Origin of the sequence: Nostoc sp. FACHB-110, assembly GCF_014697425.1 — a bacterium.
GTDB lineage: Bacteria > Cyanobacteriota > Cyanobacteriia > Cyanobacteriales > Nostocaceae > Nostoc_B.
In genome coordinates this window covers 52,165-76,649 of sequence record NZ_JACJRU010000032.1, presented here as the reverse complement: position 1 = coordinate 76,649, position 24,485 = coordinate 52,165, and the positions used below count along the sequence as shown (strand labels likewise).

Here is a 24,485-nt window from a genome sequence, read left to right as displayed (position 1 = left end):
CTAAAACTGAATTCGGCTCAAAATTTGTAACTGTGCAGCGAGTGTGCTTAAGAAATCCTGGAGTTCTTCTGTAGCTTCCTGTTTATTTATCTCTTTTTCAGAAACATAAAGTCTTGTATTGCCCAAATAAATTTCTACACGCGTAGTATTTATTGCAGGTGAAGTTAATAGTGTTAAAGTGAATTCCTCGCATTTACAGAAGTAATACTGGCGGTCATCACCCAAAGATTGCCCTTGCTGCCAAGTAATAACTTCTTCATCGTCATTACCAGCTAGTTCAAATTCGACTTCTTCAATTGCAACCAACGCCATTGCCACACAAGCTTTTTCTGCCGGATGAGTAGAGTCTTGCATTCTATAGTCTTGTCGAACTACATAGCCTTGAAGTCGGTAGAATGCTTTGGCTAATTTTTCAATGAGTGCATCTGTTTGAAATAATCCGAGTGCCATTGTTTAAATTCCTCCCTTCAAAAATCTACGGTCTTTTGTATTATTTAATTTCAGCTTTAAGCAATAGACCTTTAGGAGATAACACCCAATACGTATAATCTTTGTCATTAACTTCTTGCACAAATTCCCAAGCTTGAAGTTCTTTAAGAGCGTCTAAAAGAAATTCATCCACACCATCACCAGAAAAACTCCCACCCTCGGCAATCATGTCTATAGTTCCTTGCATTTCGGGGTCTATGAGTGCTTCTTCTGGTGAAGTCAAAATTTCAATAATATCGACATAAACCGTACTGAAGATACACTTTCTACCATCACTGGCTATAGCTTGGGTTTGTAAATCAAAGGGGATGATCATAAAATCTCCGGTATTAACTGTTGACCAATGACTGTTGACTGATGACCGATGACCAATGACTAATGACCATCAAGCAGTAACAACAGCTTTCTTAGAGAATGCCCCCGCTTGCTTGAGTGCGTGCTGCCGCCGGACTTGGATGTGCGAAAAACTCCTCAATTGCTTTTGTCAAACCCGCAACCACCGCAGGGTCATGACACGCGTAAACATAAACTGGTTGTTGAGTGCCGTTAACTAGTCTGTCTTCTTGGCGATCGCCCAACTGTGGGTAAAACGTGCGAACCCATGTACCTAAATGCCCTCTGTAGTGTGAACCACTGATCGGGACTTTTCTACCCAGTTCACTCTGGGCAAAGTTGACCACCCCAAGCCAGCGTTCTTCTGAAGGAGCCAACATCTTCCGGTTGTGTTCCGCTAGTAGATTCCCGGCATAGTCTTTAAACTGCTGTTCGATATAAGGGTTGAGTCGTCCACCAGTCAGTTCAGCCAAAGTTTTCATTGCCAGGACAAGAGTTTGCAATCGCTGTTCCACTGGGGGAGTGCTGGTGCTGGGGGTTGTTGGGGTTGGGGTGCGGGTTTTGTCCAACCCATGATGTCTTGCATCCAGGCGCGAACACCGATACTTTCAAATGCTTCACAGGCGAGTCTTGCTTGTTGGCTGCATCTTTTCCCAGCTTCATAGCCGTAATAGTGGAGGATGGCGGCAACAGCTACGTCAGGGATGCCGGACTGTGACCATCTTAAAATGTCAGCACCTTCAAAGCCTTTACGGATAAGCTTTTCAACCAATTTAGAGTGAGAAATGTCAGCAGCAGTTTTCAAGCTTCTCAAGAGTCCAGCGTCGTTGATATCAGCTAATCTTGCAGTTGCCCGAATACTTGCTTTACCCTGGCCATTAACGTCAACAGTGATTTCTTGTTTTATCTGTTCGATAATTTGAGCGATTTCGATTTGCGACATAATCGTTGCTCCAGGTTGAAAAATACTTAAACATGAACTCGAATCAAATCTTGTTCCCCCACCAACGGAAAACGAGCAGGTGCAGCCAGTGGTCGAACCAAAGCCGGGGATATCATCTCAATCACGTAAAACCAAGCGTTATTCACTAACACAATCCCCAGAATCAAACACTGCTTTGTGGCGTGACTGTCGAAGCGAAGCATGACGCGATCGCCCAGCACAAAGGCAGGTTTTCTCATGTACGTGGACTTTACCTCTCCAGTACCAATAATCTCGTGCTTGGTGGCGTAGGTGATGGAGCGATCGCAGTTGATGGCATAAAGCCATTTATCTTCCTGCCACAACACCCCGCAGCAGTAGCCGAATGTTTTGGAATTGGTGAGGTAGACTTTCTCGGACAGGTTGACTTCTAGGGGTGGCATCTGTTGTCCCCAAGGTGGCGACAAATACCAGCATCTTTCTAGGGCGATGATTGCACAAGTCATTGTTTTGATTATGAATGAAGGGATTGGTGAGGACAATTACTGAGGGTTATTATCAAGCTGATAGTTATATTTGAAACTAGTAAGCCAAATCTGGTTAGTGGGCATCAAAAGCCCACTTTTACTTAAACAGCCACTAACGCTCTCGCCTCAAATAACCCCTGCAATTCCCCCGGCGACAACTGCTCAAGCGGATGATATTGCAGATATTCGTTAGTGCTTGGTAAACCATCCGGTATTTGCAGCAGCCACACGGCATCCGCCGCAGAATCACAAAAGATTTTCTCTTGATGGGCTTGTGTTGCGCTTGTGAACCACCAGTTGCCGTTTGTGCAGCCGGCTTGTCCGAGTTTTACGTCTTGTTGGTAAATGCCGTCTTCAAGTAGTTCTAATCCGTGCTGTTCACAGGCATTGAAAATCTGCACCATGATTTCATTACCAGTGGTGCTAGGTTCTTCTGGTTCTGGTTGTTCTTGTTGTGTTGCTTGGGTTGGTGGTGCTAGGAATTCTTCGTTGAGCGTTCCATTTTTGTGATGCCATTGGATGTAGCGGTGGCATCTAGCCCATGTATTAGCGCGGAATCTTTCTTTACCGTTAACTATGACCATCCAAGGTTGAGTTAAATCATTGTCGTAGGTAATAATCGCTATTAAACCAGCAGCGTAAAAAATTTCATGGTCGAAGAAGTTGATTTCTCTTACTGTTAATTCTTCTGGTGCAACAGCCTGGGCTTGGTCTGCGATGTACTCGTCGAACTCGCCTTGAGCTATGTTCTGCTCGTCAATTTTCTGGAGTTTGCTGGACTGGTATCGGGCGATCGCACTCCTCCACGAATCCTTGCAGCGTCTGTCTTGTACTGTGGTTGTGCAGCCGATTTCGCTGTAGATGCGCTTTAGCTAGGGTAGGGATTTGCAGCGCAGCTGTTGTTGGGTATAGACGTTATGAGTCATAATTGTATTTCCTTGAATGTAAGGACAAAAGGCGATCGCACAAGTTTTCCAGGCTAAGAGCGATTGCCTTTTGTTTGTCTCTATGGTTATTATATTAGTCACTACGACTAATGAAGTCAAGCCAGTAACTAATAAATTTCCCGTTACGATTTATGCTATAGTCGCAGCTACTAAAGGGCAAATTCAAGGAGGTGTAATGTAAAAGATGCCGACATTTATAGAGAAATCAATGCCGATTAAGTGGCGTTTGGCTGTGTTAATGGCTGATAGAGAAATTGATTACAAACAGCTTGCCGAAATGACAGGTATGCACCCTGTGACTATCAGCAAGCATAAAAATATTAGGGTCATGCCAGACAGACTAGAGAGAGAGACGTTAGAAAAATACTGCAAAGCTCTCAATTGCCAACCGGGTGACTTGTTAATGTATGTTCCTGATGAACCGAAAGAACAGGCATCATAGCGTGTTGCTTTTGGTGGTATGCAGGGACTATTAACCCAATCCTCAAAAGCACTTCTTTGGTGGCAGCTTCATTTATCTCATGGCAGCAAGATTCTTGGAGTTGGTTTGCTACTGAATCTGGATAACAACCACTGACCTAAACAAGTGGAATCATGAATAAGCCACCCTCCAAGCGCAAAAAAGCCACCTCTATCTCATCCCCCAACTCAGACATCTCCTTTCTAGAAGATCCAGCTTCAGCAACCATTGATGTGGTTGCCATTGAAGTTCCTGAATTGACTGAGCAGGAGCAGAGCGATCGCTTAAACCTGGAGCGAAAGGTAGAGAGAGCATTTTTCGAGGCAGGTAAAGCCCTTGCAGAATTACGTGATCGCAGATTGTACCGTTCAACCCATCGCACATTTGAAGAATATTGCCGTGATAGATTTGGTCATAGCCGGCAACAGTCGAATTATTTGATTGCCGCAGCTGGTGTTTACGAAAATCTGACAACCAATGGTTGTCAAAATGCGGAGAATGAAGATTTGACAACCATTGGTTGTCAAATTCTGCCAACGAGTGAACGACAAGTTAGACCTTTGGTTCCTTTAGAATTGGAAGAGCAACGTAGCTGTTGGCAGCAAGCAGTAGAGGAAGCAGGCGGCAAAGTGCCATCCGGTCGCATCGTTAAAGATGTGGTGCAAAGGATAATAGAGAGTACCAAAGTACCCAACACCTACCAAGTCAGTGAGGTCTGCCAAATTCTCGTAAAGGACAACCCCGAACTCAGAGGTAAAAGCGGCTGTTGGGCGATTGTCACTCAAGTGAATAACCTTAGCTGTACTGTGATAACTTGGGATGGAGAATTGACTGTTGGGGTACAGCATCTCAAATCGTATGATTACTTGCCTGTTGAATGCGAACAGATGCAGCTGATATGCGATCGTATCAATCGGGTGTATTCTACTGAACTGGAGGAGTCGGTGCAGAGGTTTTTGGAGTCGTTGGGGAAGCTGAAGCGGGTTTATTTGACGGCTTTGGAAGAAAAAGTTTTGAGTGTTTTGGAGTCTGCAATCATAGTTTAAATCTTTTATTACATCAAATTGATCCTCGATCACAAAATACTAAGTAAGTATTTTCATTATAAAAATTACTGTATAGTTTGAGGTAAGCTAGATTATATGCACCAGAGAAGCTTTATGATTGCTCTACTTGGTATTACCATCCAAAGCAAGATATATGAAAGTTCTAATTCTCTGGTTTATCGGGGTATTAGAGAGGATGGAGCAGGGATTATAGTAAAAATGCTGAAGCAGGATTATCCCTCACCTCAAGAATTAACTCGCTACAGACAGGAATATAAAATTACCAGATACCTAAATTTAGAAGGAGTTATCAAAGCATATAGCCAGCAGGATTATGAACGCACTTTAGTAATTATCTTAGAAGATTTTGGGGGAGAGTCCCTAGAGCAATGGATGCACAAGCGCCCAGATATCTTCTGCCCCATGCCTTTATCCCAATTTTTAAGTCTTGCGATCGCCCTCACCGATATTCTAGGCAGAATCCATACAGCCAATATCATTCATAAAGATATCAATCCTGGAAACATAGTTCTCAATCTGGATACTGGTGTTGTTAAAATTATTGATTTTGGGATTGCCACCCAATTTAATCGCACGAATCCGACTTTCAAAAGTCCTCATGTTTTAGAAGGAACCCTCGCATACCTATCTCCAGAGCAAACCGGGCGGATGAACCGTTTACTTGATTACCGCACTGATTTTTACTCCCTTGGTGTGACGTTCTACGAGCTGCTCACCGGACAACTACCATTTCCCACCACAGACGTGCTGGAGCTAGTCCATTGTCATATTGCCAAACATCCTATTGGGCCTAATGAAATAAATACAACAATTCCCAAGCCAGTTTCAGATATCATTCTCAAACTAATGGCGAAAAATGCTGAAAATCGCTATCAAAGTGCCTGGGGCATCAAAGCGGATTTAGAAATCTGTGCCGAACAATTAGAAGAAATCGGTCAAATCTCTAGCATTCAACTTGGGCTTCAAGATGCTTCGGGTCAGTTTCAAATTCCCCAAAAATTGTATGGACGGGACAAGGAAGTTGCAATGTTACTGGCGGCGTTTGATCGCATAGCCTGTCCAGAGTCAAATCCCGTTGCTGCTTTACCAAACAATTCCCAAACAACTTCACAAACCCAACAAGCGAGCAACCCAAAACTCCAAGTTGAAATGATGTTGGTATCTGGCTATGCAGGAGTAGGTAAATCTGCGTTAGTGCAAGAAATCTATAAACCAATTACCCAAAAGCGCGGTTATTTCACATCAGGTAAATTCGATCAATTTCAGCACAATATTCCCTACAGCGCGATCGCCCAGGCTCTACAAAAATTGTTACAACAACTGCTGGGTGAACCAGAAGAACAATTGCAGCAATGGCGATCGCGTCTACTAAAAGCCTTGGGCAACAACGGACAGATCATCGTTGATGTAATTCCTGAAGTAGAACTGATTATCGGCAAGCAGTCACCTGTTCCAGAGGTGGGAGCTACGGAAGCTCAAAATCGCTTCAATCGCATCTTTGGGCAGTTTATCCGAGTATTCTGTTCAACAGAGCATCCACTCGTGATCTTTTTTGATGACTTACAGTGGGCAGATTCAGCCACACTCAGATTAATTGAGCTAATCATGCTTGACGAGCAAACCCAGTCCCTGTTTCTGATTGGAGCATATCGCGATCATGAAGTGACTTCATCCCATCCATTGACAGTCCTGTTGGAGCGATTGCGAAAACAAGGATCAGTGCTTCAAGAAATTAATCTGGTACCCTTAACACTAGAGCCATTAAGCCAGTTGCTCGCCCAAACGCTGCATCAAAACACTGACACTGTGCATTTCTTAGCTGAATTGGTGTTGCGTAAAACGAAGGGAAATCCTTTTTTTGTCAACGAATTTTTGCGAATGCTGCATCACGAAAATCTATTGACCTTTGATGCGACTCGCTTAAGCTGGCAATGGAACATGGGACAGATCCAAGCCCAGAAGATAACTGATAATGTGGTGGAGTTGCTACTGCTCAAGTTGCAGAAACTACCAGAGGGGACTCAGCAAATACTCCGTTTAGCCGCTTGTGTCGGGGTGGAATTTGATTTAGAGACGTTGGCGATGGTTTGTCAGCAATCCCCTCAAGCGATTTCTCTAGATTTGCTGGCAGCGATTCAAGCGGAATTAATTCAGCCTCTTTCTGAATTAGATGAGAACTTGTTAGTTCAAGAGTATAAATTCTTGCACGATCGTGTGCAGCAAGCTGCATATACCTTGATTGATGAGTCGCAAAAGCAAATTGTTCATCTTCAAATTGGTCGTACTTTGCTTGAAAAGACATTGCCAGAACGCCAACCAGACCGATTATTTGAAATTGTCGATCATTTAAATCATGGAATTGAGCTTGTTACATCTCGACCCGAACGAGATGAGATTGCTAAATTGAACTTGATGGCAGGGCAGAAAGCAAAAGGGGCGATTGCCTACAGTACGGCTCAAAGCTATCTAGCTACAGGAAGAGCATGGCTAACCGCTTCTAGCTGGCAAACAAACTATGACCTGACCTTAGAATTATATCAAGAAACAACAGAAGTCGCGTACCTGTGTGGCGATTTTGAACAGGTGGAATACTGGGGTGCGATCGTTCTACAAGAAGCTAAAACGATTCTTGATAGCGTGAAAACGTACGAAGTCAAAATTCAAACCGATACTGCACAAAACCAACCCCTAAAAGCAATTAATACGGCATTTCAAGTTTTGCAACAATTGGAAATCAATTTCCCCAAAACGCTTAGTCAATCAAATATTCATCTTGAACTAGATACAATCATCGGTCTCTTCCATGAGAAAAAGGTTGAGAGCTTGATCCATTTACCAGAGATGACTGAACCGGACAAGCTTGCGGCGATGAAAATCCTATCAAGCATTACGATCGCCGCCTATGTTGCAGTTCCTAATCTAATGCCTCTGCTTGTGACTAAACAAGTAAGCTTATCAATTCAGTACGGTAATGCTGTTGTATCTCCCTTTGCCTATGCCACCTTTGGGTTAATTCTTTGCGGAATGATCGGAAACATTGAAGCTGGCTACCAATTTGGACAGTTTGCTCTACGGCTGTTGTCACAGCCTCGTACCCACACACTCAGAGCTAGAACCTTGCTGTCCGTCAATAACTTCATCATCCATTGGAAAGAACATGCTAGAGAATTATTGAAGCCATTACTGGAAGGCTATCACATTGGGCTAGAAACTGGAGATTTAGAGTCTGCCGCCTACTGCGCTTATACCCACTGTTTTCAATCCTACGCCAATGGAAAAGAACTCGCAGAAGTTGAACGCGATATGGCGATCTATGGCGAAGCAATCCATCAAATCAAACAGGAAACGGCACTAACTTGGAATCAAATCTTTCGACAGGTTGTCATAAACTTAATGGGACGCTCGACTAGCCCAACTCAACTTATCGGCGAATTCTACAACGAGGAAAATGAACTGCCAAAATATGAAGCAGCAAGTGATGGAAGTACTATCTTTACTGTACATTTCAACAAACTTTGCCTATGCTACCTCTTTTCTCAATATGCTCAAGCCGTTAAAAATGCAGCCCTAGCAGAAACTCATTTGATCCGACTAACAGGTGCCTTCCTTCAGCCTTTGTACTATTTCTATGATTCTCTAGCAAGACTCGCAACCTATCTTGATAGCAGTACTCAAGTGCAGGAGGAAATTCTCAAGAAAGTTGCAGTTAGTCAGGACAAGATGAAGCAATGGGCACATTATGCACCCATGAATTATTTGCACAAATATCATTTAGTTGAAGCAGAAAAAGCACGAGTCTTAGGTCAGTTACTTGAGGCAGAGGACTTCTACGAGCAAGCGATTCAAGGGGCTAGAGAAAACGCATATATTCAAGAAGAAGCGTTAGCCTATGAATTGGCTGCCAAGTTCTATCTAGGGCGAGGTCGAGAAAAGATTGCTCAACTCTACATGAAAGAAGCTCATTATTGTTACGAAGGTTGGGGAGCAACCGCAAAAGTCAAGGATTTGGAAACGCGCTATCCCCAGTTCTTTGCCCAGTCGTCGCGTGTAAATGCTCCTTTAATCCTGACCACAGTTGGAACTACCTCTAATACCTCGCAGGTTGCTTTCGATTTAGCAACAGTAATGAAAGCAGCTCAAGCAATTTCCAGCGAGATTGAACTGGAGCAGTTGCTCAGTTCGTTAATGCAGATCCTGATCGAGAATGCTGGGGCCCAAACCGGATGTTTGCTTTTAGAGAACGCAGGCGAATGGAGAATCGACGCTGCTTGTGAGCTGGTTGAAGGTGAAAGTGGCCGCACAACCCAAGTACAATCGACTCCAATCACGAATCGCTTACCTGAATCAATCATTCAATATGTGATCCGAACACATGAAACTGTTCTCTTAAATTACGCAACGCTTGAAGGTCATTTCATCCATGATCCCTATATTCAGAATAATCAAACTCAATCGCTTCTCTGTTTGCCGCTGCTAAATCAGAGCAAGCTTGTTGGCGTGTTGTATCTAGAAAATCAATTAGCGGCTGGAGCCTTTACACCCGATCGAACCCAAGTTCTGAATCTACTATCTACGCAGGCAGCGATCGCGATCGAAAATGCTAAACTCTACTCAAAGCTCCGCGCCAGCGAAAATCAGATGGCTCAATTTCTCGAAGCAATTCCCGTAGGCATTGGCATTATTGACGCGATGGGTTGCCCTTACTATGTCAATCAGCGGGGCATTGAACTGATGGGTAAAGGCGTTGATCCTGCCGCCACACCCGATCAACTTTCAGAGGTTTATCAATTTTATATAACGGGAACCGATCAAATTTATCCGAGTGAGAGACTGCCAATTATCCGAGCGTTGAGCGGCGAATGCACCAGGATTGACGACGTAGAGATTCACCAAAACAACGCAATTATTCCCGTTGAAGGATGGGGTACTCCAGTTTTTGACGAACAGGGTAAGGTGGCTTATGCGCTCGTCGCCTTTCAAGACATTACCGAGCGTAAGCAATCAGAGAAACTGCTTGCCGACTACAACCAAACGTTAGAACAACAAGTCACTGAGCGAACGTTGCTGCTTTCACAAGAGATTGAACAGCGTCAGCAAGTTGAAAACGCCTTGCGCCAAAGTGAAGAGCAACGTAGGCTGACAATGAATTTCGCCTACATCGGCAGTTGGAATTGGAACATCTTAGACAATACAGTACATTGGGATGATAACAACACTCGATTGCTGGGGGTAGAGCCTGGTGAAGTTGAGGTTAGCTATCGGGCGTGGTGCGATCGGGTTCATCCAGAAGATGTCGATCGGGTTGAGCAATCCCTTACAACGGCTCTGGCAACTCATACTGATTATGAAGGTGAATATCGAATAATTTACCCAGATGATAGTATTCACTGGCTCGTTAGTAGAGGTCGAGGTATCTATAACGAAGCCGGACAGCCTTTGCGAATGCTGGGTGTAACTTTCGACATTAGCGAACAGCGAAACGCTGCACTGCAAGAACGCAAACGTGCCGAAGCAGCCTCCATTTTAGAGGAACGCAACCGCATGGCGCGAGAAATTCACGATACCTTAGCGCAAGCCTTTACAGGAATTCTGGTTCACATGGGAGCCGTCTCTCGATTAATCGCAACCAACCCAGATGCCGTGCAGACGCATATCGATACGGTTCGGGATCTGGCTCGTAGTGGGCTAACAGAGGCTCGACGATCGGTTGCGGCACTGCGTCCTCAATTACTAGAAGATGGCGACCTGTGGACGGCACTGGAGCGATTTATATCCACCATGTCATCCTTAACCGAAACCCACCTGATTTACGACATTATTGGCACACCCTATGTGCTACCGCCCGAAACTGAAAATCATCTCCTGAGAATTGGGCAGGAAGCCTTTACAAATGCAATCAAGTACGCTCATGCGGACGAAATTCGAGTTGAGTTGGTTTATGAGCCAACCTTATGCTTTTTACGAATAAAAGACAATGGACAAGGGTTTGAAGTCACCACTACCACGCTCAGACAAGGATTTGGCCTACTGGGAATAACTGAACGAGCGGAACACATTGGGGCCCATCTCTCAATTGAAAGCCAACTGGGGCAGGGAACAGAAGTGCTTGTCACGGTGAACCGGGAGGCAGCGATATGAGCCAGTCCGCAACAGTCTGCATTTTGATTGTTGATGATCACGCGATCGTCCGCCAGGGACTCGCCGCCATGATTGAGAATGAGCCAGATATGACCGTTGTGGGACAAGCAGGCGATGGGCAGGAGGCGATCGCCTGTTACCGACAGCTACAGCCCGATATCACCTTAATGGACTTACGTATGCCCCACATGAGCGGCGTAGATGCGACCATCGCCATCTGCGCTGAATTTACCCATGCCCGGATCATTGTGCTAACCACTTACGATGGTGATGAAGATATTTATCGTGCATTACGCGCTGGTGCTAAAGGCTATCTACTTAAGGATGCTGAACCCGAATCGCTCCTCAATGCCATCCATATTGTTCATAGCGGGCAACAATATATCCCTTCCGAAGTTGCCGCCAAGCTGGTGCAACGCATGAACAACCCAGAGTTGAGCGATCGCGAGCGAGAAGTCATTCACCTCATGGTCGATGGTTTAAGCAATCATGACATTGGTGTGGCTTTGAATATTACTGAAAGTACGGTAAAATTTCACGTCAATCGCATTTTGAGCAAATTGGGCGTGAGCGATCGCACTCAGGCGGTGGTTACAGCATTGAAACGAGGGCTTGCTAAGTTGTGACTGAACTTAAGTTCGGTTGCTGATTAGTCGCAGAGATAAATCACGCCCATCCTTTAGTTCTTTTCAAGACTCAACTCTGAGTTGGCGACAAAGTATTGCCAACTCTGTAAGCTAAAGCTATTGAAATAAAGGAGCGAAGTTCCAATATTTTGGGAAAGGACAAAGGGTAAAGATAAAACAAATTGCTTTTCATTCTTTTTTCTCTTTTCTCCTTAATCAGGATGTATTGGAAGGTTCAATGATTGTAGGAGGAATCATAAATATCAGTCATGGCAGTCACTCATGTCATGAGAAACTTTTTTGTCAGAATGTCCGATGAACCAAGATAGCTATTCTAACCAACTCCTTGTTCCACCTTCCCAACGTGATCACTACCAGGGAATGCTCAATGCCCCAGTTCTACTTGTGGAATATGGAAACTACGAATGTTCTCAATGCGGAGAACTGTATCGATTAATTCAGGTCATTCAACAGCATTTCACTTCTGTTTTTCCTGAGGAGAATCGGATTTGTGTAGTATTTCGTCATTTCATTGAGAATACACTCCATCCCCACGCGCAAAAGGTAGCGGAAGCCGTAGAGGCCGCTGCCGCACAGGGTCAGTTTTGGCAAATGCACGACCTACTGTTTACGCATCAACACGCCCTAGGAAACGGCTTTCTTGTGGAGTATGCCGATAGTTTAGGACTTGATATTTCTCAGTTCCTGAAAGATATATCGACACAAGCTCACATTGGTCGCATCAATCAAAATATCGAGAGTGGATATCAAAGTGGAGTAACAGCTACCCCAGCACTGTTTATTAATGGAATTCGCTATAGCGATCGCTGGACTGTGGAACAAATAATGGCAGCTATTGTTGCTGTCATTCATTAAATTGTTAGCGACTCGGCAAATTAACTCCCAATTATTTTCAGCCTGTTACCACTGCTCGATGATTTCAACATGAACACAAATACAAACACATTCAACATGAACACAAATACAATTACCAACATACGAATTGATTCCACCGAACTACTCGGCAAAAAAGTCTTGGTAACAGGCGGGACAAAAGGCATAGGTGAAGCGATCTCTACACGACTGAGGCAAGTCGGTGCAACGGTCATAACTACCGCTCGTTCAACTCCCGAAAACCTTCAATCGCCTGACCTGTTCATAGGGACTGACCTCAGCACGCCCGATGGGGTAAACAAACTTGTGCAGGAAGTATTCGCTCGTTTCGGCAGTGTGGACATCCTAATTAATAATGTCGGCGGTTCCTCTGCACCAAGCGGCGGTGCGCTTGCCCTGACAGATGGGGATTGGCAGCAAGCAGTCAATGACAATTTATTCGCTGCCGTCCGTTTGGATCGGGCGTTTCTGCCCCGGATGCTTGAACAGAAGTCAGGTGTCATCATCCATATCTCGTCGATCCAGAGTCGGCTCCCGCTTTACGACGCGACATTAGCGTATGCGGCGGCAAAAGCGGCGCTGGCAACCTACAGCAAAGGGCTGTCAAACGAAGTTGCGCCCCAGGGGGTGCGCGTCAACGCCGTCGCGCCCGGTTTCATCGAAACGAAGGCGGCTGAGAGACTCATCGAGAGATTAGCTCAGCAGTCCGGCACAGACCTTGATGCTCAACGCCAAGGGCTGATGGACTCACTCGGAGGAATCCCGATGGGACGACCGGGTCGCCCTGAAGAGGTCGCGGAGCTTGTCGCTTTTCTGGTGTCCGATCGCGCCTCTTACATCACAGGTGCTGAATATGTCATTGACGGAGGAACGATCCCGACCGTCTAACGCCCAAGCAAGAACAAATCAACATTACGAAATTTGGAGGTACTTCTCTCATGGTGAACGAACACTACGACTTCATCGTCTGCGGCGCAGGCCCTGCGGGTTCAGTAATAGCGGCAAGGCTCGCCGAAGACAAACAAGTTAATGTTCTGCTAATCGAAGCAGGTGGAACTGATGAAGTGCCAGAGGTGATGACTCCAGCACAATGGCCGTTGAATCTTGGATCAGAACGTGACTGGGCTTTCGTTGCACAGCCCAACGCGCATCTGAACGGACGCTCAATTCCACTGAATATGGGCAAGGTACTTGGGGGCGGCTCAAGTATCAACGTCATGGTGTGGGCAAGAGGTCACAAGAATGATTGGAACTACTTCGCTGAGGCTTCCGGCGATCCGGCGTGGGGGTATGAATCCATCCTGGATATCTATCGCCGTATCGAAAACTGGCAGGGAGCAAGTGACCCTGTGCGTCGGGGAACAGGCGGCCCTGTTTATGTGGAATCCGCAGCAAATCCTCAGCCCATTGCACAGGCAATGGTTGAGGCTGCAAACAGCATGGGTATTCCACGTTTCGAGAGTCCCAACGGCGAAATGATGGAAGGGCGCGGAGGTGCCGCCATAAACGATCTAATTATCCGGAACGGATATCGCTCTTCCATCTTTCGATCGTATGTCTATCCTCTCCTGAATCAGCCAAACTTATCGGTCTTGACTCACACCATTGTTAACAAGCTTATCTTTGATAACAGGTCTGTTATAGGAGTTGAGGTGATCCAAGATGGCAGACGCAATCAGTACTACGCTTCGGAGGAAGTCATACTCTCTCTCGGCGCAATCAATACGCCGAAAGTTCTCCTCCAATCCGGAATTGGGCCGGAAGAGGAACTTCGCAGGCACGGAATACCAGTTGTTCAGCACCTGCCTGGGGTTGGACACAATCATCAGGATCATGTTTCGTTTGGCTGTATCTTTGAATACCGTGAGCCTCAGAAGATTGGCAATGGCGGCTCGGAAGCCACTCTTTATTGGACGAGTGATCCCAACCTAAAGCAGCCCGATATGTTTCACTGCCAGGTTGAGTTTCCGGTACCCAGCGCAGATACGGCTCACCTTGGGGTTCCAGCGCACGGTTGGACGATGTTTGCGGGTCTGGCACACCCTAAAAGCCGTGGTATGGTAAGGCTTTCCGGCCCTGACGTAAACGATCCGGTGCTAATCGATGCAAACACTCTGTCACACCCCGATGACCTGAAAGCCGCATTCACCAACATCGAACTTTGCCGTGACCTTGGCAATAGTAGTGTCTTCGAGAAGCTAGTGAAACGTGAAGCGTTGCCAGGCAAACTAGGTCGAAGCGAAATGGAGAACTTCGCCCGCAACGCAGCGGTTACATACTGGCATCAGTCCTGTACTGCCAAGATGGGTCAAGATTCCATGTCCGTAGTCGATGGCAAGCTGAAGGTCTATGGCATCAATAAGCTGCGCGTGGCGGATGCTTCCATCATGCCTGAGATTACGAGTGGAAATACGATGGCCCCCTGCGTCGTCATAGGCGAACGAGCAGCAGACATCCTCAAGAAGGCGCACCGGATGATGCCCTGCCAAGCGGTGGAAGTAGCTGGCTGATCCGCCCACTGCACGGAGATGAAAAGCGATCGTGACGGGTGCGAGATGGTCAGCGAATCTTGTACCTGAGCATTGAGTGAAAACTTGTTGTTCAAATCCCAATTTCCGTCCTCAGTCACGCACTGTCTTGTCCCAATGAACGCAATGGTTATTGCATCAACCGACGGTGTTCGTCGTTCGCGTAGCGTCTCGAAGAGAAGAGGTTGGCGCAGCCATCGCCCCAAACCCACACTCACCCCATCCACTCAACCCACTCAGGAGCCGCCGCCACCAACTGCCCAAACAACTGCGGCTGTGCCTCCTCAAACGCCACCATCACACTCCAACGCTCGTCCGAAGTGAGGGTAGAGAGGAATTCTTTAGCCGCCTCTAAGCCAGATTCTACCCGTTCCATAAACCCAGCAGCGTAAGATTTAATCTGCTGCCACCAAGCAGCTTCCTGTCCCTCCATATCCTGATTACTGGGGAGTGGTGTTGTGTCAGTGATTGGTGTTGGTACATTTATATTACTAGTGACTGACACCAACTCCCGATTTAACCACTTCTCAAAAATCACATTCCGCCCATCATCAGCAGTCACAAACTTATAAACACACTCCCGTTTCCCTCTTTCCCCCAACCGACCAACATACGACAACCGCAGATCAATTTTGTCGAGTAACTTCTGAGCGATCGCAATAGGTGTCAGCTTTTCCGAAATAGTCACGTTCAAATAATTCTTGATCAAGTACCGATTCTTCACCGCGCGAGCCTTAAACTCCTGCATTTTCTCATCAGAACCCCGTAACTCCTCCCCAGGAGTAAGCAACTGCAACAGATTCAGTTCTGACAACAACCGCACCGAAGACAACATCTGCCCCTTGTTAAAATCAGGTTTCCATATCGCATTCTCCCCAGCTTCAGCCAGCCCCTTAGCCCGTTTGCTGTCCCGGCTGGTCAAAAACTGCCGCCCCACCGTCAGATAATAGTGCAGCCGCAGTTGAGGATACCAGCCGTCATCATCCTTCATAACCAACTCAGGCGTAACATCAACTTCATAACGCCGGGACAACTCAGCCTTACGCTGCTGGTATCTTTCCTCTTCAGTCTTCACCCGCTTTTCTTGTAATTTCTTCAGTTCGGCATCAGACACATCTTCTGATTGAGAAACCCCTTGACATTGACCAGCATATAATTCTTTAGAAGCAGCTTTGACTTCTTTAACCACTTCCTTAGTTTCGTCAGGGTCAGAATCATCCGCATCAATCACAGTGTAGCCATCAGCCGCCAAACCCTTCAGCACAAATTCGTGATAGCGGCGCATCTCTACATTAATGACAGCACCCCGCTTACCCCAAGTCTGCAAAGATTCGGGCTGAAAGTTCTGGTCAATGAACGAGTAATCATAATTATCAGCCGCAGACAACAGAGCAATATTGGCTTGTGTTGCGATATCCTGGCTCCGCAATAATCCACCCATAGAAGTTGAACCATTGCCCACAGTCCCCATCCCGTACTGGCTAACCCAAATGTGACGGTCAACAGTTTCCCGCAGCCGTGCTAACATCTGCCGTACAGAATCCACAGGCTGAACTCCCTGGAATATCCCCCAGACTGAGCTAAAATGACCTCGAATGTCGATGGAGACACCAGTTTCCAGGCTGGGTGAGGCGATGACTAAATCATACTGGGTGAGAATTTCGTTGAGATGGGCAATACACTCAAATGCTGGGTGTTTCGGATCTAAAACTGAATGACTGTCAATTCGCAGTATTCGCAGGTGAGGGAATTTCTTTTTAAATCGTTGTTCTAAGGCTTGAGTACCCCATTTAGACTTAGCTTTTTGAGCAGAACAGCACAACAGAAAACGAGGTGGACAAGACAATTCTGCGTTTTGGCTGGCAGAGGGGCAGGGGGGCAGAGGTGCAGGGGAGAGTGTAGTTTTATTCTCCCCTGCTCCCCCGCTCCCCTGCTCCCCTGCTTGACCTAGACAATTCTGGTTTTCTAAACCACGCGCGATCGCCTTATCAAGTGCTGCAATCAAATTCTTAGGGTTACTCCCAGAGTAGTTGTAGCACTTACCAGACACAGGCTGATAATTATTTACGATCACGAAGGGGTTAACTCGATATTCTCCAGCCAGAGACAAAATGTACTTAACATCGGTATCTGAGGCATCGGCAGAAGAAAGATAGATTTTACCGTGTTCGCTACCCAAAACATTTTGGATCAGCTGCTTGAAATTTCGCAGTATCGCTACCCGCCGCTTGGCCACATCAGTAGTAGAGTGGAGTAAATGCCAGAAAACTTGGTCGCATTCATCAATAATGATGACATCGTTTGACCAGTCGTTGGGGTTGAATCGCGCTTGGCTATCTTTGTGCAACGAGTCCACGCAAACGCCATAACCCAACAAACCGCCTGTGTCAGAGGTTTTAATCTCGCTGACGTAATCAACGCCGAAGCGATCGCACAACGCCTCACCCAACTGAATACGATGGGTGATGATGAGTACCTTTCGCCCCTGGTCGTGGGCTTTGGCTACTTCAGATGACAACCACTCGGTTTTGCCTGTGCCTTTGGGAGCTTTGAGGACAATTAGTTTTTCGCCTTCTGGTGCAATCAACCCACCCAAGAATCGTTGGTTGAGAGCGATCGCTGGGGGATAGGTCAGCAGGGTAAACAGCTTGATTTCCCAAAGTTCGAGTGTTTCAGCAGTGTTGTACAGCGCGTGAAAAGCATCTTGTCCTTGGGCAACGACAAAATCATCAACTCCTTTTTCGGTTCCCGGCAGATCAATCACACGTAGCTGACAACCTTCAGCAATCAATAAACGACCCATACGACTGATAGCAGTTCTTACCCGTTGAACAGTCTCAGGTTTGGTATCGTGGTCAAAGCAGATGTTAACCTGTCTGCCTGTTGTTGCGAAATGTTTCAGATCGGGGATAAGAGAGGGTTTACCAGTGGCAGTCCCGTACTCATCTTTTGGTGTGCGGTATCCTGCGTTAACACCACTGATTGCGATCGCAGCATAACCAGCTGAAAGTAAACAAGCGGCTTTCTTAGCCCCTTCCACAATTACCACTGGTACGTTATTCGTCCAAACCCAATGCCAGAAGCCACCCGGATGTTGTAAATCCTCGTCGGTGATGGGAATACCGCAACGATTCGACACTTTGACCCAAATCTTCTTGGTGACTTGCAAAAAGAATGCACGGGTTTGCTCCCTGTACGGATGCTCATACTTGATGAATTTGTGAATCTTCTGCGGATCTCGCCGGGGCTTGTCTGGTTTGAAGCAACCCCAGAGCATCTGTTCATAATTGCTCAGTGGGTTAATGCCGCTACACCACCAACCGCCCAGTTCAATGTGCTGGTATTTTTTCAAATCCCTGTCCCGCAGCCGTCCGTCATTGCGGCGGGAGATTTTATCGCTGTACAAAAGGTAGTCATAAGGGGTTGTGCCAGAGAGCGATCGCACGTTGAGAGCAATCAATTCTTCGTCAACGCCACTGTCGAGCCATTCTTGTAAGTGATGTGATTCGAGACTCATAATTCCCTCCAATAGACGCATGGAAAAGTTAGCGGTATCGGGTCATACCGCTAGAAAGTGTTTAAAAACAGCTACTAGCTAGAAAACGAAATCAGGCTTTTAGTACATCTGAACTAAAGCACGAATACTTTACACCATTTGGGAAAATCTGGTTGAAACTCCAACAAGTAAGATTTGGGAAATAAAGTGAGTTGTCGCATTACTTTTCTCTTTTTTTGAAGGCATTGCAACTATGTGTTCGGTTAATTTCCTTAAGCTTTGTGAAAGTGTCCGAAATTGGAGAAAGTATCGGGTATACCTGAATAACCTAAATTTCCTCCTGCAATCGTGACTGTTTCGGTACGGTTGCTTTTTACTTTTTGACTATCGCCATAACGCAGAGGTTTTAAGTTTTGTAACGAAGCTTTGTTACATTAGTAATAAATGCTTAATCACAATGCCATTCAAAAGCGCGATCGCTGTACCCCTATTAAGCGGTCGCTTTCTCTTTAGAATTGGTAGAAAACACATCAATCAAAATGCTTTCGGGATACAAGCCGACTCTGCCAAACCTGGGGTCATGAATACGTTCTATTTCTATGCCTTGCTTACGACACAAGGCACTGGCCTTTTTTCCCTTTGCACTTGCTTCTTTGGCTGAGATTTCTAAACCCTGAAGATTAGCGAAACCGACGATACTGTACTTGTGACCGGAAGGTGTGTTTACTCTGTCTTGCTCAACTTCGACGGCTTTGAGCCTTTCCAAAATTTCGGCTTGCTGTTGTTGCTGTTGGAGTAAACGCTGTTCTTGCTCGGCCATCTGTTGTGCAATTGCAGCGAGTAACTGTATCTGGGTCATGGCAGTTTCATTTGCAGTCGCGGGTTTTGTCCAACCTAATTTTTCTTGAATCCAAGCCCGAATACCGATGGTGTTGAATGAACGGCATACCAATCTCGCTTGGGGGTTACAATAGCGGTTTGCGTAGAAAGCATAGTATTCCAAAATAATGGCGATCGCCTTGTCGGGAATGCCTTCAGTACGCCACTCTTTTAGTTCACCAGCATTAAATCCTTGCTCCATAAGCATCTGAGCTAATTTGGTTGGTTTTAGTTCACCACTTTGGAGATGATTGATAATTGCAGTATGGTCTACTCCCGCTAATCTTGCAGTCGCTCTGATGCTGGCTTTGGCATTACCTGATGCGTCTACCTCAATCTCTTGTTTAATCTGCTCGATGATTTGGGCGATTTCAATGTGTGACATAGTTTTAGTTGTGTGGTGAGTAGAGAGTGTTGAGTGTTGACTTAGACATTGACCCGTACCAAGTCTTGTTCGCGTACCAAAGAAAAGCGGTTGGTCATAACGGATGATGGAAAAAAACTAGGTGATGCCAACTCGACCAAATAGAACCAGGACTTTTCAATTAACTCAATCCCCAGAATCAGCCTTTGCTTTGTACCGTGATTGGGAAAACACAACATGACGCGAGATCCCAAGACAAAAGCTGGTTTATTCAAAGTGTTGGGTTGGATTTGACCAGTGCCGATAATCTGGTGTTTTGTTGTGTAAATAAAGTCATCTTTGATCTCAATAATGTAGTTCCAGCAATCGCCATACCACTGAACACCGCAGCAGTAACCGAATGTTCTGTTGTCTTTGAGGTAGACCTTTTCAAGCAAGTTGACTTCAACAGGTGGGATTCGATTACCCCAGGGTGGAGATAAAAACCAGCATCTTTCTAAGTCTGTAATTTGTTCTGTCATATTTTTTTACCCAATAAATAATTGATTGCTTCAGAATCAAGAGATGCGATTCTTTGTTTGATTTGATGTGGAGGATTTTCTAAAAACTGTTTAAGATAAAACAATTCAAAATTCAAAATTCAAAATTCAAAATTATTTGGAATTGTTTTGCTTGGTTTTGACTATTATTGCTGCAATTATCTTGATGAGTTCTTCGCTCTCATTGAGCAATGATGACAATCGTGATTGCTCTATAATTTCCGTAGTTATCATAATTCTCAGCCAATATCTTGTTTCTCTGGCTTCTTTAAGAGCAATTTCTAGCTTATGTACAAAATCAGCTTTGCTTTGAGCAGATTGAGATTCTTCAACATTTGCCCCTATGGAAGTTCCAGACCGAATTAGCTGTTTATATAAAACTCGACCTACTCCTGGTTTTTCATCTAACACTTTACATAAGTTGACTATTCTAACGGCAAAATTGAATGTTCTATCTGTAATATCTCTCTGTTGACTCATTACTTGGTATCTCCTTTGTATAAAGTAATTAATCCCTGCATCAAATTGACAGAATTATCTTCCATTTTGAATTTTGAATTTTGAATTTTGAATTGTTCTACGCCAGCCTCTTTGAATCCAATGTCTAACAGTTAATAAATTCAGCGAAAGAATACTGGCGATTTCATGGCAGGTATAATTTTCTGGATTTGTCAAAGTTTTAGTCATAAATGCTCCCTGCTAATTTGATATAGAGAGAAATTGATATTTATTGCGCTTGTTGAATCTCACTAACAATCCGTGCGCTAATAGATTCAAAATCAACTTTGAAAATGTTCAAATCAGTCTGCATTTGACCACTGTTGTAAAGGTCTAATATTTGCTGTTTAATAACTTCTTGAGCCAAACCATCTGGAATATTGAGGTGAGCTTCACTTGTGATTTTTTCGATTACTGTGACAATGACTTTCATGAGATAATTCCTTGTAATTCATTGATGTAGGGAAAAATCAAAAAGCATGGGTGCAGGATATAGAATGTGAGGATGAGTTGATATTCCTCCTGCCCCAAGCTTTTTCTTACTTCAAGCTGCCCCAGCATTTACTGTTGTTAACTGCTGCATCCATGAGCGAATCGCCGCTACTTCATCAGCACCACTGGCGATCGCGTCAACTACTTGCTTTTGATACAAAGATTCGGCATCATTCGGGTTTTCAAACTTGTCAGCAGCCCAAGCGAGACACATTATTTTTACGAGAGAATCAATCTTGCTGACAGGAAGTAAACTCGGACGGTCAACATCTTGAAATTGCAAATACTCCCGTACCAAATCAAGCGGATAATTCAATAAAGTCCGAATCTGTTTTATACGTAAATCTTGCGGGTGCGGTGGCTGTTCTGGTGTTAAGGGAACAGATGAAGATGTTCCTAACCGAGATTGAATTTCAGTAATAATTGATGCCCAATCCGAATTCGGATTCCATTCTTTGCGGATTCTGACTTTGGTAGTGGCATCATATAAGCGGCAGAACACGGTATTTTCTTCACCACTAGTAACAGCAATAATCAAGGGTTTGGAAAAATCTTGTACCAGGGATGCTGATAATAAAAATGTCTTAGCAAAATTGGTTTCTATGCCAGTTCTAATTAAATAAACCTCATCAGCAGCAACAACAATATCTAACTTGAGATTGTCTTTACCTTTGAACTCTTTTGCTGTGACTCGTAGTTCGGATAAATAACCTGTTAACCCACGAGGTTGAACTGGTATAGTTTTATCTTGCTCAATGTTGAAGTGATACCACAAAAAAGATTCACCGCTTAATTCCCCATTCTTGACGTAAAGATAAACTGGTTCTGGAGGATTGCAAAAACCTAGTTTAATTTCATTTGTCATATATTGCTCCTACAAAATTGTTCTGTTGTTAGAGAAAATCTTTATTAGACCAAATTCCGAAAAACTCATGTAATTGTTCAACAGTAGTAATTGTTGTTTCCCACAGATACGGAAACAATTTGTTTTTGTTACTTGATTCCAATTGGCAGCAAATAATTAATCTGTCTTGTTGCGGAATCAAAACTATAATGTATCGGTGGCGTTTGTTGTTCTTAATTCTGTATCCAGAGTATTGATTGCGTTGGACAAACTCGTAATCCGCGTATTCTTCAATGTAATCTCTGGCTAAAGAATATAAGTCAGTAGATTGCGTTAATACTCTAATTTCGGTAGAGAGAATAACAGGCTTATCATCGACAATTTCAACAATTTGATTGATTTCAAACTTCATTCTCCTCAGTCCTTACAGTTGATGTGTCATAATGAAGCTTCTTTAGCAATGCGCTATTTTCTGCCACTGGTAATCGCTTGAACATCAGCACTCATTCAAGCGATTGCTATTTCCTAGTAAGGATGCAGGACTCAGAAGTCAGAAGTCAGAATTTAAAAGCAATGAGCGCATGATTCATCTATTGAAAGAGAAGATTTTGTCCGAATTTTCTAACATTCTGGCTCCTGGATTCTGACTTCTGAATTCTTACATTTCCTAATCAACACTCTCGGATACAATTGAAGGCTGTTGATTGCTATCTAATTCAGTTTGTAAGTATGACAATGCTGTTTGAGCATCACCAATTGTTAAGTCTGGCTGATAATTAAGTGCTTGGTAATCAGGATGTTTTTCAATTTGTGATACTAGATATTTCGCAGATTCAACTAATAACGATAAAGGTGGTAAGTTCATGGCAATTTGCTCCTAATTTCTGGGCTTAAAACTTCTCAACAACTGCCAACAAAAACCCGTGTCCCGTGTTCTTTATTTGTGCTTCTTTTTGGTCAAGCAAGTATTGAATGATCGTGTTAGAAAACTGAATGCGGTGCAGAGGAACAGCACCACCAGAACCATTGAGCGAGCGCAACAGTCTTGCAGCAGTCCGTTCCACATAACAATCGACAACTTTAGCCATCAGTTGAACCTCCTGTGATGGCCACTAGTTGCTGTTGAAGTGCTTTGATTTGCTGTTGATGTTCTTCGATTTCTGCTTGTAATTCCGCTTGTATTTCTGCAATGGAAAGCGTTTGAAGTTGGTCGTCAGAGTAATGCCGAACTTCATCTGAATGTTTGTCAGGAAGTACCGTATAACTTAAACAATTCAAAATGCAAAATTCAAAATGCAAAATTACATTTTTCTTCCTCAATTTTGAATTTTGAATTACTAATTTTGAATTTGAGCGAAGCGAATTTCCCTGCTGTGTACGCTGCCCGAATGCGAATCTGGGGTATTCCCAGTCTTTTGGAATTGATATTGTGGGTTGCATAAATTTGTTGATGATTGAGAGGATTGGGGGACAATGGGGACAGAATTACTGAGGGTTGACCCCATTGCAGTTGGTTATATTTGGAACTGGTAAATCATTGGATAAAGTCAGTGGGTATAAAAGCCCACTCTTTCCCTAAGCCGCAACTAATTCCTGCACTGGCTCAGACTCCATGACGAGCAACCATTCCTGCTTACTGAGTTGGTCGAATGGCTTATCTAACAAGTCATCCCAATCGGTAATCACCAACAGCGATCGCACTGCCTCATCCACCGATTCACAGATGGCTCTCCCTTGATGGGCTTGGGCTGCTCGAATAACCCACCAGTTAGCATCAGTAAAGCCGACTTCGCCTAATTTCACATCATCCTGGTAAATCCCATCGTCAAGCAGTTCCAAGCCATGCTGTTCACAAGCATCGAAAATCTGGGACATGATTTCATTTCCGGTAGTGGCAGAAGCAACAAGGCAAGAATTTTTCTCCCCTGCACCCCTGCTCCCTTGCCCCCCTGCTTCTTCCTGCACTGGTAAAGACCCATCTTTGTAATGTATGCGAATGTAGCGATCGCACATCATTGGGGTAGCTGCACGAAATTCTTCTGCGTTGTTGATCATGATTACCCAGCGTTGAGTCACAAAATCGTCGTCATCGTGGCTTACAGTGGCAATCAGCTTGTCGCCTGCATAATATTCTTTGTCGTAAAAAGATATGTCAACTACTCTCAATTCTTCTGGTGCTACCGCCTGGGCTTGCTCCGCAACATACTGGTTCAGTTCGTCTTGAGCAATCGCTTGTTCGTCGGGGGCAGCAATTCTTTTGAGGTGCGGTAGGGCGCAACGGACGGGCGGTTGCTGAATGCAGATATTGTACGTCATAATAATATTTCCGTAAGTGGAACAAAAGGCGATCGCGCAAAGTTTCCGAGGCTGAGAGCGATTGCCTTTTGATATATTTAGATTATGCTACTCTGCTAACTGATTGTCAATACACTGATTAGCAGT

The 24,485-nt window shown here is 44.8% G+C and carries 25 protein-coding genes; 7 read left to right on the top strand and 18 right to left on the bottom strand.

Annotation, left to right across the window (positions count from 1 at the left end):
* The 6 genes from H6G69_RS24060 to H6G69_RS34110 all read right to left on the bottom strand — a co-directional run bounded on the left by H6G69_RS24060 (position 1) and on the right by H6G69_RS34110 (position 2,855).
* Positions 1–450 (bottom strand): hypothetical protein, encoded by a 450-nt coding sequence (locus tag H6G69_RS24060; protein ID WP_190691635.1) that lies wholly within the window; start codon positions 448–450, stop codon positions 1–3.
* 40 nt (positions 451–490) lie between these two features.
* Entirely contained in the window at positions 491–805 is a 315-nt protein-coding gene (locus H6G69_RS24055; RefSeq protein ID WP_190691634.1) for a hypothetical protein, read from the bottom strand.
* Between the two features lie 91 nt (positions 806–896).
* Positions 897–1,304, bottom strand: a complete 408-nt coding sequence (locus H6G69_RS34115) for a hypothetical protein (RefSeq protein WP_242072166.1) — start codon at positions 1,302–1,304, stop codon at positions 897–899.
* Positions 1,301–1,765: a hypothetical protein gene (locus H6G69_RS24045; RefSeq protein ID WP_190691633.1), complete on the bottom strand. Its 465-nt coding sequence runs from the start codon at positions 1,763–1,765 to the stop codon at positions 1,301–1,303. Before H6G69_RS24045 ends, H6G69_RS34115 begins: the two co-directional genes overlap by 4 nt.
* A 26-nt stretch (positions 1,766–1,791) precedes the next feature.
* Positions 1,792–2,250 carry a DUF1392 domain-containing protein gene (locus tag H6G69_RS24040; RefSeq protein ID WP_190691632.1) on the bottom strand — a complete coding sequence of 153 codons (459 nt, stop codon included), beginning with the start codon at positions 2,248–2,250 and terminating at the stop codon, positions 1,792–1,794.
* A gap of 122 nt (positions 2,251–2,372) precedes the next feature.
* Positions 2,373–2,855, bottom strand: coding sequence for a hypothetical protein (locus H6G69_RS34110; RefSeq protein WP_242072165.1), 483 nt, complete (start codon positions 2,853–2,855; stop codon positions 2,373–2,375).
* 571 nt (positions 2,856–3,426) lie between these two features.
* On the opposite strand from H6G69_RS34110, the gene H6G69_RS24030 reads away from it, so the two are divergent.
* The 7 genes from H6G69_RS24030 (at position 3,427) to H6G69_RS24000 (ending at position 14,913) form a co-directional block, all read left to right on the top strand.
* Positions 3,427–3,660 carry a helix-turn-helix transcriptional regulator gene (locus tag H6G69_RS24030; protein ID WP_242051733.1) on the top strand — a complete coding sequence of 78 codons (234 nt, stop codon included), beginning with the start codon at positions 3,427–3,429 and terminating at the stop codon, positions 3,658–3,660.
* Positions 3,661–3,812: 152 nt separating this feature from the next.
* Positions 3,813–4,724 carry a hypothetical protein gene (locus H6G69_RS24025; protein WP_190691631.1) on the top strand — a complete coding sequence of 304 codons (912 nt, stop codon included), beginning with the start codon at positions 3,813–3,815 and terminating at the stop codon, positions 4,722–4,724.
* A 114-nt stretch (positions 4,725–4,838) separates the two neighbouring features.
* Complete coding sequence (locus tag H6G69_RS24020; RefSeq protein WP_190691630.1) at positions 4,839–10,883, top strand: AAA family ATPase; 6,045 nt, start codon at positions 4,839–4,841, stop codon at positions 10,881–10,883.
* Positions 10,880–11,509 carry a response regulator transcription factor gene (locus H6G69_RS24015; RefSeq protein ID WP_190691629.1) on the top strand — a complete coding sequence of 210 codons (630 nt, stop codon included), beginning with the start codon at positions 10,880–10,882 and terminating at the stop codon, positions 11,507–11,509. Before H6G69_RS24020 ends, H6G69_RS24015 begins: the two co-directional genes overlap by 4 nt.
* 315 nt (positions 11,510–11,824) lie before the next feature.
* Positions 11,825–12,385 carry a DsbA family protein gene (locus H6G69_RS24010; protein ID WP_190691628.1) on the top strand — a complete coding sequence of 187 codons (561 nt, stop codon included), beginning with the start codon at positions 11,825–11,827 and terminating at the stop codon, positions 12,383–12,385.
* Positions 12,386–12,454: 69 nt separating this feature from the next.
* On the top strand, positions 12,455–13,291 hold the full coding sequence (locus tag H6G69_RS24005; protein ID WP_242072164.1) for an SDR family oxidoreductase: 837 nt from the start codon (positions 12,455–12,457) through the stop codon (positions 13,289–13,291).
* Between the two features lie 50 nt (positions 13,292–13,341).
* Entirely contained in the window at positions 13,342–14,913 is a 1,572-nt protein-coding gene (locus tag H6G69_RS24000; protein ID WP_190691627.1) for a GMC family oxidoreductase, read from the top strand.
* A 232-nt stretch (positions 14,914–15,145) separates the two neighbouring features.
* On the opposite strand, the gene H6G69_RS34105 is transcribed toward H6G69_RS24000, so the two are convergent.
* The 12 genes from H6G69_RS34105 to H6G69_RS23940 form a co-directional block, all read right to left on the bottom strand.
* Positions 15,146–18,448, bottom strand: coding sequence for a plasmid replication protein, CyRepA1 family (locus H6G69_RS34105; protein ID WP_242072163.1), 3,303 nt, complete (start codon positions 18,446–18,448; stop codon positions 15,146–15,148).
* Positions 18,449–18,917: 469 nt separating this feature from the next.
* Entirely contained in the window at positions 18,918–19,691 is a 774-nt protein-coding gene (locus H6G69_RS23990) for a hypothetical protein (protein ID WP_190691626.1), read from the bottom strand.
* 41 nt (positions 19,692–19,732) lie between these two features.
* Positions 19,733–20,191 carry a DUF1392 domain-containing protein gene (locus H6G69_RS23985; protein ID WP_190691625.1) on the bottom strand — a complete coding sequence of 153 codons (459 nt, stop codon included), beginning with the start codon at positions 20,189–20,191 and terminating at the stop codon, positions 19,733–19,735.
* A 132-nt stretch (positions 20,192–20,323) separates the two neighbouring features.
* Complete coding sequence (locus H6G69_RS23980; RefSeq protein ID WP_190691624.1) at positions 20,324–20,689, bottom strand: four helix bundle protein; 366 nt, start codon at positions 20,687–20,689, stop codon at positions 20,324–20,326.
* A gap of 54 nt (positions 20,690–20,743) precedes the next feature.
* A complete protein-coding gene (locus tag H6G69_RS23975; RefSeq protein ID WP_190691623.1) occupies positions 20,744–20,896 on the bottom strand; it encodes a hypothetical protein in 153 nt (50 codons plus the stop codon).
* A 40-nt stretch (positions 20,897–20,936) separates the two neighbouring features.
* Positions 20,937–21,140, bottom strand: coding sequence for a hypothetical protein (locus tag H6G69_RS23970; protein ID WP_190691622.1), 204 nt, complete (start codon positions 21,138–21,140; stop codon positions 20,937–20,939).
* Positions 21,141–21,251: 111 nt separating this feature from the next.
* Entirely contained in the window at positions 21,252–22,064 is an 813-nt protein-coding gene (locus tag H6G69_RS23965; RefSeq protein WP_190691621.1) for a hypothetical protein, read from the bottom strand.
* A gap of 28 nt (positions 22,065–22,092) precedes the next feature.
* Complete coding sequence (locus H6G69_RS23960; RefSeq protein WP_190691620.1) at positions 22,093–22,455, bottom strand: hypothetical protein; 363 nt, start codon at positions 22,453–22,455, stop codon at positions 22,093–22,095.
* A gap of 255 nt (positions 22,456–22,710) precedes the next feature.
* Positions 22,711–22,908, bottom strand: a complete 198-nt coding sequence (locus H6G69_RS23955; protein WP_190691619.1) for a hypothetical protein — start codon at positions 22,906–22,908, stop codon at positions 22,711–22,713.
* Positions 22,909–22,933: 25 nt separating this feature from the next.
* On the bottom strand, positions 22,934–23,131 hold the full coding sequence (locus H6G69_RS23950; protein ID WP_190691618.1) for a hypothetical protein: 198 nt from the start codon (positions 23,129–23,131) through the stop codon (positions 22,934–22,936).
* Positions 23,124–23,321, bottom strand: coding sequence for a hypothetical protein (locus H6G69_RS34100; RefSeq protein WP_242072162.1), 198 nt, complete (start codon positions 23,319–23,321; stop codon positions 23,124–23,126). Before H6G69_RS34100 ends, H6G69_RS23950 begins: the two co-directional genes overlap by 8 nt.
* Before the next feature lie 297 nt (positions 23,322–23,618).
* Positions 23,619–24,359, bottom strand: coding sequence for a hypothetical protein (locus tag H6G69_RS23940; protein WP_190691616.1), 741 nt, complete (start codon positions 24,357–24,359; stop codon positions 23,619–23,621).
* Positions 24,360–24,485: the final 126 nt, after the last annotated feature.

Coding starts and splice junctions, on each gene's coding strand:
- H6G69_RS23975 (WP_190691623.1), bottom strand. CDS start 20,896: ATGACTAAAACTTTGACAAATCCAGAAAATTATACCTGCCATGAAATC.
- H6G69_RS24040 (WP_190691632.1), bottom strand. CDS start 2,250: ATGACTTGTGCAATCATCGCCCTAGAAAGATGCTGGTATTTGTCGCCA.
- H6G69_RS24045 (WP_190691633.1), bottom strand. CDS start 1,765: ATGTCGCAAATCGAAATCGCTCAAATTATCGAACAGATAAAACAAGAA.
- H6G69_RS23990 (WP_190691626.1), bottom strand. CDS start 19,691: ATGTCACACATTGAAATCGCCCAAATCATCGAGCAGATTAAACAAGAG.
- H6G69_RS24020 (WP_190691630.1), top strand. CDS start 4,839: ATGATTGCTCTACTTGGTATTACCATCCAAAGCAAGATATATGAAAGT.
- H6G69_RS34105 (WP_242072163.1), bottom strand. CDS start 18,448: ATGAGTCTCGAATCACATCACTTACAAGAATGGCTCGACAGTGGCGTT.
- H6G69_RS24000 (WP_190691627.1), top strand. CDS start 13,342: ATGGTGAACGAACACTACGACTTCATCGTCTGCGGCGCAGGCCCTGCG.
- H6G69_RS34110 (WP_242072165.1), bottom strand. CDS start 2,855: ATGGTCATAGTTAACGGTAAAGAAAGATTCCGCGCTAATACATGGGCT.
- H6G69_RS24010 (WP_190691628.1), top strand. CDS start 11,825: ATGAACCAAGATAGCTATTCTAACCAACTCCTTGTTCCACCTTCCCAA.
- H6G69_RS23965 (WP_190691621.1), bottom strand. CDS start 22,064: ATGACAAATGAAATTAAACTAGGTTTTTGCAATCCTCCAGAACCAGTT.
- H6G69_RS24005 (WP_242072164.1), top strand. CDS start 12,455: ATGAACACAAATACAAACACATTCAACATGAACACAAATACAATTACC.
- H6G69_RS23970 (WP_190691622.1), bottom strand. CDS start 21,140: ATGAAAGTCATTGTCACAGTAATCGAAAAAATCACAAGTGAAGCTCAC.
- H6G69_RS24055 (WP_190691634.1), bottom strand. CDS start 805: ATGATCATCCCCTTTGATTTACAAACCCAAGCTATAGCCAGTGATGGT.
- H6G69_RS23940 (WP_190691616.1), bottom strand. CDS start 24,359: ATGACGTACAATATCTGCATTCAGCAACCGCCCGTCCGTTGCGCCCTA.
- H6G69_RS24025 (WP_190691631.1), top strand. CDS start 3,813: ATGAATAAGCCACCCTCCAAGCGCAAAAAAGCCACCTCTATCTCATCC.
- H6G69_RS23980 (WP_190691624.1), bottom strand. CDS start 20,689: ATGAGTCAACAGAGAGATATTACAGATAGAACATTCAATTTTGCCGTT.
- H6G69_RS24060 (WP_190691635.1), bottom strand. CDS start 450: ATGGCACTCGGATTATTTCAAACAGATGCACTCATTGAAAAATTAGCC.
- H6G69_RS23950 (WP_190691618.1), bottom strand. CDS start 23,131: ATGGCTAAAGTTGTCGATTGTTATGTGGAACGGACTGCTGCAAGACTG.
- H6G69_RS23985 (WP_190691625.1), bottom strand. CDS start 20,191: ATGACAGAACAAATTACAGACTTAGAAAGATGCTGGTTTTTATCTCCA.
- H6G69_RS24030 (WP_242051733.1), top strand. CDS start 3,427: ATGCCGATTAAGTGGCGTTTGGCTGTGTTAATGGCTGATAGAGAAATT.
- H6G69_RS34115 (WP_242072166.1), bottom strand. CDS start 1,304: ATGAAAACTTTGGCTGAACTGACTGGTGGACGACTCAACCCTTATATC.
- H6G69_RS23960 (WP_190691620.1), bottom strand. CDS start 22,455: ATGAAGTTTGAAATCAATCAAATTGTTGAAATTGTCGATGATAAGCCT.
- H6G69_RS23955 (WP_190691619.1), bottom strand. CDS start 22,908: ATGAACTTACCACCTTTATCGTTATTAGTTGAATCTGCGAAATATCTA.
- H6G69_RS24015 (WP_190691629.1), top strand. CDS start 10,880: ATGAGCCAGTCCGCAACAGTCTGCATTTTGATTGTTGATGATCACGCG.